Here is an 11,215-nt window from a genome sequence, read left to right as displayed (position 1 = left end):
GCCGTGGCAGGCCCGTCGCGGGCCCGCGGCGGCCGTATTCCGGCTCCCACCGGCCCGTCCATTTCGCTCTCGGCGTCGTGAGGGGCAGAATCTCTAGGGTGACTTTGCAACGCAATGAAGCGACCGGGGAAGGCGTCTCCCCGTTCGTGGAGCTGGACCGGCAGACCTGGTCCCGGCTCGCTGCCCAGATGGAGCAGCCCCTTAATGAAGAGGACGTGGTCCGCCTTCGCGGCCTCGGGGACCCCCTCGATATCAAGGAAGTGCGCGAGGTCTACCTGCCGCTCTCCAGGCTCCTGCACCTGTATGTGGAGGCCGCCGGCCAACTGCATGCCGCCACCACAACGTTCCTTGGCGAGACCACCCAGCGCACGCCGTTCGTGATCGGCGTTGCCGGTTCGGTGGCCGTCGGCAAGTCCACCATCGCCCGCGTGCTGCGGGAAATGCTCCGGCGCTGGCCGGGCACCCCCAACGTGGAGCTCATCACGACGGACGGGTTCCTCTATCCCCTGGCTGAGCTCAAGCGCCGGCAGCTGCTGGAGCGCAAGGGTTTCCCGGAGTCGTACGACCGCCGCGCTCTGCTGCGTTTCGTGAGCGAAATCAAGGGCGGCGCCGAGGAAGTCCGGGCGCCGTGGTACTCCCACGTGACCTATGACATTGTCCCGGGCAAGGAAGTGGTGGTCCGCCGGCCGGATGTCCTGATTGTCGAGGGACTGAACGTCCTGGCCCCGGCCCGGGCGCGGCAGGACGGCCGGCAGGGCCTCGCCCTGAGCGATTTCTTCGACTTCTCCATCTACGTCGATGCCAAGACCTCGTATATCGAGGAGTGGTACGTGGACCGCTTCCGGAAGCTGCGGAGCACCGCCTTCGCGCAGCCGGAATCCTACTTCCACCGCTACGCCACGCTCTCCGATGCCGAGGCTGAACAGACCGCGCGCGAGATCTGGAAGCGCATCAACGAGCCCAACCTCGAGGAAAATGTCCTCCCGACCCGGGGCCGGGCGCAACTGGTTCTGACCAAGGATGCCGACCATTCCATCCGGCGGATGCTGCTGAGGAAGGTCTAGCACACATGTGCTACGACGGCGGAGGCGAATCGATCGGACGGCAGTCGGCCGGACCGGATTCGCCAAGCCGCCGGGCGTTCAACCGCCTCCTGCTGTCCGGCACAGGCCTCGCGGCCCTGAGCGCCTGCACTCCGACCCCGGCGTCCGCGCCCGCTTCAGCGCCGGCCGGCATACCGGCACCGACGCCGGGGCTCAGCCCGGGTGTCCGCACCGGGTCGCCGACAGCTGCGACGTCGAGCTCTCCACCGCCAAACCCGCCGTCGGCGGCACCCGTTCCGGAAAGCACGACGGCGGCGGCCACGGCTCCGACTCCGGCGGCAGCACCGTCGTCGAAGGCATCTCCGTCGAAGGCACCGCCGTCGGCCTCAGCGCGGGGGCCGCAGCATTCACTGACGGACCCCGGCAGCCCGTGGGTAATCGTCAACAAGCACCGGCCGCTCTTCCCCGCCACCTTTGTGCCGCCGGACCTCGTCCGGCCGTCCGTCCGCTTGGCCACCTCCGGCGAGGCGGCACTGCTGAATAGCACGACGGCGGCAGCGGCGGAGAAGATGTTCGCTGCCGCGGCTGCCGACGGCGTCATCATCACTCTGGCCAGCGGGTACCGTTCGTTCAGGACGCAAACGGCAACATACGGCAGCTACGTGCGCACCCGGGGCCCGGCCGAGGCCGACACCGCTTCGGCGCGGCCGGGCTACTCCGAACACCAGACCGGCTGGTCCTTCGACATCGGCGACGGCGGCGGGGCATGCAGCTTCCAGCCCTGCTTCGCCCAGCAGCAGGCGGCGGTCTGGGCCAAGGCCAACGCGCACCGCTTCGGCTTCGTGGTCCGCTACCCGTGGATGCTGCACGAGATCACGGGCTACTACTACGAGCCCTGGCACCTGCGCTACATCGGCGTCGCGGCTGCAACGGACATGTCCACCCGTGGAATTGCCACCTTGGAGCAGTATTTCGGCCTGGAAGCCGCACCGGGGTATCTCTAGAGGTATCTACAACGATTGCCGACACAGCACACGGCCGCGCCGATTTTCCCCACCTTTGCCACCACGACGGCGGTACACGCCGGCGCTATCGGCCGACACGCCGTCGAAACCCGGGCAAGTGGGGAAACCCACCGCCAGAACCATTCCCGGCGGCCTAGTCGGCGACGAGTTCCAGAGCCAGCTCGGTCCGGACCACCTGGGCCAGGCGTTCCGCGACGTCCTGGGCTGTCTGGTGGTCTCCGGCCTCGACCATCACGCGCACCACGGGCTCGGTGCCGGAGGGGCGCAACAGCACGCGTCCGGTGTCGCCAAGTTCGGCTTCGGCGACGGCCACGGCAGCAGCCACTGCTTCGTCGCCCTTCACGCGGGTGCGGTCCACGCCCCGGACGTTGATGAGGACCTGCGGCAGCTTGGTCATCACGGTGGCCAGCTCCTTGAGCGGGCGCCCGGTGAGAGCGACCTGGGCTGCGATCTGCAGGCCGGTCAGCACGCCGTCGCCGGTGGTGGCGTGGTCGGCGAAAATCACGTGCCCGGACTGCTCGCCGCCAAGGCTGAAACCGCCGTTGCGCATTTCCTCGAGGACGTAGCGGTCCCCCACGCCGGTTTCACGCAGGCTGATTCCGGCCTCGCGCAGGGCGATCTTCAGGCCGAGGTTGCTCATCACGGTGGCCACCAGCACATCGTCCTTGAGCTTTCCGGAGGCCTTGAGGGCCACGGCCAGGATCGCCATGATCTGGTCGCCGTCCACTTCGTTGCCTTCGTGGTCCACGGCGAGGCACCGGTCGGCGTCGCCGTCGTGCGCGATGCCAAGGTCTGCCCCGTGGTCCAGGACGGCGCGCTGGAGCGGGCCGAGGTGAGTGGAGCCCACCCCGTCGTTGATGTTGAGTCCGTCCGGTTCGGCGCCGATGAGGATCACGTCAGCGCCGGCGTCCTTGAACACCTGAGGGGAACAGCCGCTGGCTGCTCCGTGGGCACAGTCGAGGACTACCTTCAGGCCGTCCAGACGGTGCGGAAGCGTGCCGAGCAGGTGCACGATGTAGCGGTCCTCGGCGTCGGAGAAGCGCTGGATCCGCCCCACCTCGCCGCCGACAGGCCGGAAGGGTTCCTTGCCGAGCTGCTCTTCGATGGCATCCTCGACGTCGTCGGGCAGCTTCTGGCCGCCGCGGGCGAAGAACTTGATGCCGTTGTCCGGCGCGGGATTGTGTGAGGCGGAGATCATGACGCCGAAGTCGGCGTCGAGGTCCGCCACGAGGTAGGCGGCGGCCGGGGTGGGAAGCACGCCGGCGTCGTAGACGTCGATCCCGGAACTGGACAGCCCCGCCTCCACGGCGGCGGCGAGGAACTCGCCGCTGGCCCGCGGGTCCCGAGCCACCACGGCGCGCGGCCGCTCCCCGCTCGTATTGCGGTCGTGGCCAAGCACGACGGCGGCGGCCTGCGCCAACTGCAAAGCGAGCTCGGCGGTCAGCAAACCGTTCGCCAGGCCCCGGACTCCATCTGTTCCAAATAATCTAGACATCGGGTCAAGTTTAGTCGATGGCCAGCCGCGCGCGGTGTTGCGACCGGAGACGCTCCGGTTCCTCGGGTACGACGGCAGGTTCGTGATTGACCTGGCGGCCCTAATGTAGACGTCGACTACTTGGTTTTGTGCAACCGTGTACTCTATTTTTTCCAAAACACTCGCCACACTACTTGCGTCCGTTTATGCTTCGAGGCATGACACCTAGCTCTGGGGGCTTGGCGCTCGAAATCGTAGTACCGGTCTTTAACGAACAATTGGTACTCGAAAACAGCATCACGAAGCTCGCAACGTATTTATCGCAAGAAATGCCTTCGACGTGGCAAATCACGATCGCGGATAATGCCAGCACAGATAATACTGCTGCTATTGCGACGCGATTAGCAGCCCAATTACCTAATGTGGTTTATCGCAGGCTTGACGTTAAAGGACGCGGTTTCGCCTTGCGCGATGCTTGGGCGGCGTCCTCGGCCAAAGTGCTTGCCTACCTGGACGTTGACCTCTCAACGGACCTCGCAGCGTTGCCGCCGCTGGTAGCTCCCCTATTGTCCGGACATTCGGATATTTCGATCGGGACTAGGCTAGGGCAGAATTCCCGGGTCAGCCGAGGTCCCAAGCGGGAGTTCATTTCCCGGTCATACAACTATCTCCTCAAGCGGACCATGCAGGTGAAGTTCTCGGATGCGCAATGCGGGTTCAAGGCGATCCGCGCCGACGTAGCCCGGAGGCTCCTTCCCCACGTCGAGGACAACGGATGGTTCTTTGACACAGAACTGCTGATTATCGCGGAGCGTTCCGGTCTGCGGATTCATGAAATCCCCGTTGACTGGGTCGACGACCCCGACAGCAGGGTCGATATCAGACAGACGGCGTTGGATGATCTCCGCGGTTTGGTCCGGGTTGCGGGCTCGCTGTTGAAGGGGAGCATTCCCGTTCAGGCGATTTACGCTGAACTGGGACGAAGGCCCATCGTTCCTCCGGGCCGGCCGAGCTTCTTTGGCCAGGTGCTGCGGTTCGGGCTGGTCGGCGCGGCCTCCACCATCGCCTTCGCCTTGCTCTACTTAGTACTTCAAGCCCCTTTCGGCGCCCAACAGGCGAACTTCCTGGCGCTGCTTTTGACCGCCGTCGGAAACACCGCAGCCAACCGCCGGTTCACCTTTGGCATCAGTGGGCCGGCGCGGCTGTTCACCCAGCAGTTCCAAGGGCTCATGGTCTTCCTGCTGGCGTGGAGTATTACGTCTTCGTCGCTGGCCATTCTCCACGCCGTCAATATCGACGCCACTCCCAGCCAAGAACTCCTGGTCCTCACGGGAGCAAACGTGTTGTCTACCCTCCTACGATTTGTCCTTCTCCGTATCTGGGTCTTCAGGGTCCGCCGCAGCGACGAGCCATCTTTCGGACTTACCCTCGCCCCAGTCAAGGGGCCAGCCCTGTGACTCTATTGGCGGCGTCTTTGGCTGCGAAACTTCGGCCGGCGCGAGGTGAAGACAAATCAGTCCGCTGGGAGCGTTTGGGACTAGCATCTCTGCTCGTCGTCACGGGGTTCTTTTTCCTCTGGGGACTCGACAGCAACGGTTGGGCCAATCCCTATTACTCGGCGGCTGCGCAGGCCGGTTCCAAGGACTGGAAGGCATTCTTCTTCGGGTCTTTTGAGTGGGGCAATCTCATTACCGTCGACAAGACACCGCTGAGTATCTGGGTGATGTCCCTGTCCGTCAGACTGTTTGGTTTAAACAGTTGGAGCATCCTGGTCCCTCAGGCGCTGATGGGTGTGGCCACGACTTTTCTCATCTACAAAATCGTAAGGAGCGGTTTCGGTGCGGCCCCTTCGTTGTTTGCCGGGGCAATCTATGCCACCACACCGGTGGTCTTCCTCATGTCGAGGTTCAACAACCCCGAGCCGTTGATGGGCCTCTTGACGGTCGGCACTGCGTACCTCGCGCTGAAAGCGATGGACAGTGGACGCCTCAGGACTTTTGCCGGCGCGGGGATCCTGCTCGGGTTGGCCTTCATGGCCAAACAGGCACAAGCATTTGTGATGGTTCCTGCCCTGGGAGTTGCAGTGCTCATGTTCAGCCACGGCCGGCCGGCGTCCCGCATCAGGCAACTGCTCACAGCGGCAGGTGCACTTCTCCTGACGTCGACCGCATGGCTTGCGGCGGTGGAACTGACGCCGGCTTCGCAGCGTCCCTACATCGGTGGGTCGTGGACAAACAGTGCCCTCGAATTAACGCTCGACTACAACGGGCTGGGACGATTCATTCAGATACCGATAACAATCTCGGGCGATCGGCCCAGCCCCGGCAATAACCAGTTGGCACCCTACAACGGCGGTTTCTCTCGGATGTTCGATGGAAACTTCGCGCCCGAGATCGCTTGGCTGCTGTTCCCGGCAATCGCGCTCAGCATCGTCCTGGTGGTGCTCAGCCGCACATGGAACTTCAATGCGGCGCAAAAGAAGATAGCCGTTCTCGGGATCGTCTGGTTTGTGACGGCCTTCGTCCTGCTCTGCTTCATGGGAACGATGATCCACACCTACTACACCTTTTCTCTAGCCGCCCCCGTCGCAATCGTGGTTCCCATCGGTCTTGCTGTCCTGTGGCACAAGCGGGAAAGGCTCGTGCTTCGTCTCATCGGGGCAGTGGTGGTTGGCGCCTCGACGTATATGGCCGTAAGGATCCTCAACTACAGCGACGAATGGCCTTCATGGTTCCGGACATTGGTGGTACTTAGCGGTGGGGCGGCGGTCGCAGGGTGGCTCTGGAGCCGCTCTGCGAAGTGGAGAAGGGCAGCGCTGGCTGCCGTTGCCATATCGCTCCTGGTGGGTCCCGTCGGCGCAAACGCCTACACTTCCTCGGTCCCGCAGAAGGGCACCAACCCACAGTCGGGTCCCGTGGCCAACGACCCGAGAGCCATCTCAAGACACTTAGTGGACGTGAAGGCGGGAAACCCGGCTTGGGCCATGCAGACGGCCTTTGGAGCCGTCCCAGCCGGCTCCGTCTTGACCCTGTTGCGTCAGACGTCGGGTGAGCAGGACTGGGCCGCCGCAACCTATTCGGCCCAAAATGCAGCCCTCTATCAGCTGGAGTCAGGGCGGCCAGTGCTACCGCTGGGTGGGTGGCTTGGAGCTGATCCGTCTCCCACGCTTGACCAGTTCCGAGAGCTGGTAGCGAAAGGCAGAATCGGATATTTCATCTGGCAACAAGATCTGCTGGACCACAAGGAGCTAAGCCTGGAAACAATGGCGGTCTCGCATTGGGTGCAGGAGAACTTCAAGGAGCAAACCATTGACGGTGTCCGACTCTATGACCTCCGACACTGACGCAACCATACCTGCGGCCGCAGATCTTGGCGCCAGCGTCTCCTCAGTACCAGGCCACGTCCGACGTGCAGCGAGAATCAGCTGGCGGGGGCCGGCCGACCACCCGCGCTGGGAGCGCCCGGTACTTCTTGTGCTGCTGCTAAGCGCATCGCTGGTGTACGTCTGGAAGCTCGACCAGAACGGCTGGGCCAACGCCTACTATTCAGCCGCGGTCCAGGCCGGACAGCAAAATCCGACTGCTTTCCTTTTCGGATCCTTGGACTGGGGCAATTCAATCACCGTAGACAAGCCGCCACTCAGCCTGTGGGTCATGGGAGTCTCTGTTCGGTTGTTTGGCCTGAATTCCTGGGCGCTCCTACTCCCCCAGGCATTCCTGACACTCGGAAGCACCTACCTTGTGTATGCGCTGCTCCGCAGATCCTTCCCCGCCTATGTGGCACTGCTGGCCAGCGGCATCATGGCATTCACACCTATCACCGTGCTGCTAGCGCGCTACAACAACCCAGATCCCTTGATGATCTTCCTGATGTTGTCAGCTCTTCACGCCGGCGTCCGGGCAGCAGAACGAGCCAGGCCCAGATTGTTGTTTCTCGCCGCCTTCCTGCTGGGCTTAGGCTTTCTGGCAAAACAGCTCCAAGCATTCCTCATTCTCCCGGCGCTCGTTTCAGTGTTTCTCGCCTTCGCCCGAGTTTCTTGGCGGAGACGGCTACTCGCCGTCGGCACCGCCGGCGCCATACTCCTAGGCGTCTCGTTGGCATGGCCGTTGGCCATTGATCTAACACCAGCCGACCAGCGTCCGTTCGTGGGTGGGTCCACACACAACAGCATGCTTGAGCTGACTCTGGGGTACAACGGAATCAATCGTGTGATTCAGCACGAAGATGACCCAACTTCAGCTTTGCTCCCCGTAGAGCTTCGGAGCGCGGCATCCGACGCGGGCTTCCTCAGGCTGTTGAACATGAACTATGGCCAAGAAATTGGCTGGCTCCTTGCTCCGGGTCTCCTTAGCGTCCTTGCCATCTCCTGGCAGCTCTTCCGCAGAAAATTCAACAGGCAGCAAGCCGTCCTTGCCGGAGCGGCTGCCATATGGATGATCACGACCTACGCCATGCTCAGCTTCATGGGGAACAGCTTCCATTCGTACTACACCGCATCGCTCGCTCCACCGCTGGCACTCTGCATCGGCATCGGAGCGTACGTGGCCGTCGATCTGCGGAAACAGGCATCGGGCCGTGTCCTCGTTGTGCTTGGGCTGGTTCTCAGCGCCGTGTGTTCCTACGCCATGTGGCGGCTGGGCGTCGCCATGCCGTTGACGCTCGGGACCACGATACTAGTTCTCGTTCTTCTGCCTGCTGCCATGTTGACGGTCCCAGCCCCGTGGCCGCGCCTTGAGCTAATAGCCGGCACGCTCGCCGCGGCGGGCCTTTTGGTTGGGCCAGTGTCAGCCGCTCTCGTCACTGCCGGGACGCCGCAGTCCGGTTCCAACCCGATGTCAGGCAGCGTCACCAGAAGCGAAAATACGCTCAACCGCTTCTTGGACGGTGCCAAACAGGGGGACCCCGCGTGGGCCAAGGGGATAGTGATGGGCAACGAGCCGAGCGCCAGGCTTTCCGAAACCCTGACGTCAGCCGATCCGGCTTGCACGTGGGCGGCCGCGACGTACCCGGGCCAGACTGTGGCTCGCTTCGAGCTGGAAACGGGACGCGCCATCTTGCCGCTGGGGGGATTCGCGGCACTTGATCCGAGCCCCAGTCTCGCACAGTTTCAGAGCTGGGTGGCAGCCAAGCGCGTCTGTTATCTGGTCGAGCAACCGGCACAACTTGAAATTCCTGGGAATGGTGCCGACCTCCTGGCTATCCAAAGTTGGGTCCGCGGGAATTTCTCTCCCGAGAACATAGACGGCGTCACCGTATACCGGCTCGTCAAATAATGCACCGGACACCGTGCCCAAGACCCTACTGAAGGACCTGGATCGGCGCAGCCGCTGTGGGGCACGACGCCTGGCTTGAATCACAACAGCTCACGTGGATTTGAACGGCGAAAGCCCGCCCCGCCGAGTGGCGGAACGGGCTTTCGCGCAAGCGCCAGAAGCGCTTGGAAGCGGGATTAGCGCTTGGAGTACTGCTGAGCCTTACGTGCCTTCTTGAGACCGGCCTTTTTACGCTCGATGACGCGAGCGTCGCGGCGCAGGTAACCGGCCTTCTTCAGTGTGGCGCGGTTGTTCTCGGTGTCGATCTCGTTCAGCGAACGGGCGATGCCAAGGCGCAAGGCACCGGCCTGGCCGGAGATGCCGCCACCGTGGATGCGGGCAATGACGTCGTAGGCTCCGTCAAGATCGAGGATCTTGAAGGGCTCGTTGACGTCCTGCTGGTGCAGCTTGTTCGGGAAGTAGTTCGCCAGCTCGCGGCCGTTGATGGTCCACTTACCGGAGCCCGGCACAACGCGAACGCGCGCAACGGCTTCCTTGCGACGGCCAACTGCAGCGCCGGCAACGGTCAGCGCCGGGCGTTCCTTCTTCGGCGCAGCTGCTTCTGCAGCACCGCTCTCCGAGGTGTAGCTGGTCAGGTTTTCCTCAGCCTCAACGGCTTCGGTGGTCAGTTCTTCGTTCTGAGCCACGATTCTCCTTGATTAAAAGTTGGTTGGTGGCCAGGACTACTGGGCGACCTGGGTGATTTCGAAAGTCTTGGGCTGCTGGGCGGCGTGGGGGTGCTCGGCACCGCGGTACACCTTGAGCTTGCCCAGCTGCTGTGCAGCGAGGGAGTTCTTCGGGAGCATGCCCTTGATGGCCTTCTCCACGGCGCGGACCGGGTTGGATTCCAGCAGCTCCGCATAGTTGACGGAGGTCAGGCCGCCCGGGTAACCGGAGTGGCGGTATGCGCGCTTCTGCTCCAGCTTGGCGCCGGTGAGGGCAACCTTTTCAGCGTTGATGATGATGACGAAGTCGCCCATGTCCATGTGGGACGCAAAGGTGGCCTTGTGCTTGCCGCGCAGCAGGATTGCGGTCTGGCTCGCGAGACGACCAAGGACAACGTCGGTGGCGTCAATGACGTGCCACTGGCGGTTGATATCGCCGGGCTTCGGGGTGTACGTACGCACGGTGTTTGCCTCGTTCTTGTTCTGGCGTTCTTGTTTTAGGCGTCACTCAAGGTGCACCTACTATCTATGCGCTACCGGAACAGAGGTGAGGGCTCTATGTAACCAGTCATCCTGAGGTCTCGAATGTGCACGTTGAGTAGCTATCCTGCAACCGGATTCTCAAGCGGGCACGCACCATCGAGTAGGACACGCACAACGACTACCAAGAATAGCCTGCCGCGGGGTCTTGGGTCAAAATGGGGTGTCCGGATGCATCCTGTGTGCGCGCTGTTTCGCACGCCGTCCCGTGCCGGACCGTCGCATCCCTGGAGGAACCGTGTTCGATCCCGCCGCTGCCGGCACCGTCTCACTGCTGTTGGCTCAGCCGTCCAGCTCATCACCCGAGGATCTTTTCATAGTCGGCGTTGGCCTGGCAGGCGCTTGCCTGGGGTTTTTGGGCGAAATTCTCATCCGGCGCACACTCCCCCACCTCGCCGGCTCCCCCACAGTACGCACAAGAATTACGACGGCGGCGGCGACTTTTGCACTGTCCGCTCTTCTGGCCTGGCGCTTCGGATTTTCGCCGGAACTTCCCGCGTACATCCTGCTGGCCGTGGCCGGCGTGCAGCTGGCACGGATCGACCTACTCCACCATCTGCTGCCAAACCGGCTGGTCATGCCCCTTCTGGGGGCCGGGCTGGTGCTGCTTGCGGTCGCCGCAGGGGTGTCCGGCGGGGCCGGGAATCTGCTGCGGGGGGTGGCCGGCGGGTTAATTCTCTTCATTTCTTACCTGATTTTGGCTTTGACCAGCCGAAACGGGCTTGGAATGGGGGATGTGAAGCTTGCGGCACCACTTGGACTGTACTTGGGCTACCTAGGCTGGTCCCACTTGTTCTACGGGGGAGCCCTGGGGTTCGCCGTAGGTGGCGTCGCTTCCGTGCTCTTGGTCCTCAAAAACCGCGGAAACAAGCCCAACGAAGTGGCATACGGGCCGTCGATGCTGGCGGCCGGCCTCACCGTGATCCTGCTGCTCCCCTAAGTGATTCCCACCTCTCCACGTGCGGGGATTAAGTAAGGCAACTTATCAAAACAAGTAGTAGAGCCGTGCCCCTACTTGGAAACTGAGTACACCTCCGTTTGGGGGTAGGTGATACCCATTTTTTCCCTCCATAAAGTCGAGTATCGGACCTCATTGCCCTGCCGTTTGCGAGCGTGCAAATGTTGTCCCAACGAAGCTCCAGCAAATAGGAAATCG

General features: G+C 62.8%; 10 protein-coding genes. 6 read left to right on the top strand and 4 right to left on the bottom strand.

Annotated elements, in window-relative coordinates; all coding sequences use genetic code 11:
* Positions 1–98 precede the first annotated feature (98 nt).
* On the top strand, positions 99–1,064 hold the full coding sequence (gene coaA / locus ACVWZ7_RS16405; RefSeq protein ID WP_091252054.1) for a type I pantothenate kinase: 966 nt from the start codon (positions 99–101) through the stop codon (positions 1,062–1,064).
* Between the two features lie 10 nt (positions 1,065–1,074).
* Here coaA and ACVWZ7_RS16400 read toward each other — a convergent pair whose 3' ends face one another.
* Positions 1,075–1,491, bottom strand: coding sequence for a hypothetical protein (locus ACVWZ7_RS16400; protein WP_456508477.1), 417 nt, complete (start codon positions 1,489–1,491; stop codon positions 1,075–1,077).
* Between the two features lie 61 nt (positions 1,492–1,552).
* Here ACVWZ7_RS16400 and ACVWZ7_RS16395 point away from each other — a divergent pair, with 61 nt between their 5' ends.
* Complete coding sequence (locus tag ACVWZ7_RS16395) at positions 1,553–2,047, top strand: M15 family metallopeptidase (RefSeq protein ID WP_456508476.1); 495 nt, start codon at positions 1,553–1,555, stop codon at positions 2,045–2,047.
* Between the two features lie 154 nt (positions 2,048–2,201).
* On the opposite strand, the gene glmM is transcribed toward ACVWZ7_RS16395, so the two are convergent.
* Positions 2,202–3,563, bottom strand: coding sequence for a phosphoglucosamine mutase (glmM, locus tag ACVWZ7_RS16390; protein ID WP_456508475.1), 1,362 nt, complete (start codon positions 3,561–3,563; stop codon positions 2,202–2,204).
* Positions 3,564–3,760: 197 nt separating this feature from the next.
* On the opposite strand from glmM, the gene ACVWZ7_RS16385 reads away from it, so the two are divergent.
* From ACVWZ7_RS16385 to ACVWZ7_RS16375, 3 genes are read left to right on the top strand one after another with little or no spacing between them, the layout of a single operon-like run.
* Positions 3,761–4,999, top strand: a complete 1,239-nt coding sequence (locus ACVWZ7_RS16385; RefSeq protein WP_456508474.1) for a glycosyltransferase — start codon at positions 3,761–3,763, stop codon at positions 4,997–4,999.
* On the top strand, positions 4,996–6,885 hold the full coding sequence (locus ACVWZ7_RS16380) for an ArnT family glycosyltransferase (protein WP_456508473.1): 1,890 nt from the start codon (positions 4,996–4,998) through the stop codon (positions 6,883–6,885). Before ACVWZ7_RS16385 ends, ACVWZ7_RS16380 begins: the two co-directional genes overlap by 4 nt.
* Positions 6,857–8,815 carry an ArnT family glycosyltransferase gene (locus tag ACVWZ7_RS16375; protein ID WP_456509127.1) on the top strand — a complete coding sequence of 653 codons (1,959 nt, stop codon included), beginning with the start codon at positions 6,857–6,859 and terminating at the stop codon, positions 8,813–8,815. Before ACVWZ7_RS16380 ends, ACVWZ7_RS16375 begins: the two co-directional genes overlap by 29 nt.
* Before the next feature lie 176 nt (positions 8,816–8,991).
* Here ACVWZ7_RS16375 and rpsI read toward each other — a convergent pair whose 3' ends face one another.
* Together rpsI and rplM are read right to left on the bottom strand one after the other, a co-directional pair.
* Complete coding sequence (gene rpsI / locus ACVWZ7_RS16370) at positions 8,992–9,501, bottom strand: 30S ribosomal protein S9 (protein WP_018773707.1); 510 nt, start codon at positions 9,499–9,501, stop codon at positions 8,992–8,994.
* A gap of 36 nt (positions 9,502–9,537) precedes the next feature.
* Positions 9,538–9,981 (bottom strand): 50S ribosomal protein L13, encoded by a 444-nt coding sequence (gene rplM / locus ACVWZ7_RS16365; protein ID WP_015937805.1) that lies wholly within the window; start codon positions 9,979–9,981, stop codon positions 9,538–9,540.
* 316 nt (positions 9,982–10,297) lie between these two features.
* Here rplM and ACVWZ7_RS16360 point away from each other — a divergent pair, with 316 nt between their 5' ends.
* Positions 10,298–10,999, top strand: a complete 702-nt coding sequence (locus ACVWZ7_RS16360; protein WP_456508472.1) for a prepilin peptidase — start codon at positions 10,298–10,300, stop codon at positions 10,997–10,999.
* Positions 11,000–11,215 lie beyond the last annotated feature (216 nt).

Source organism: Arthrobacter sp. TE12232, assembly GCF_054062615.1.
This window is presented reverse-complemented; position numbering and strand designations above follow the sequence as displayed.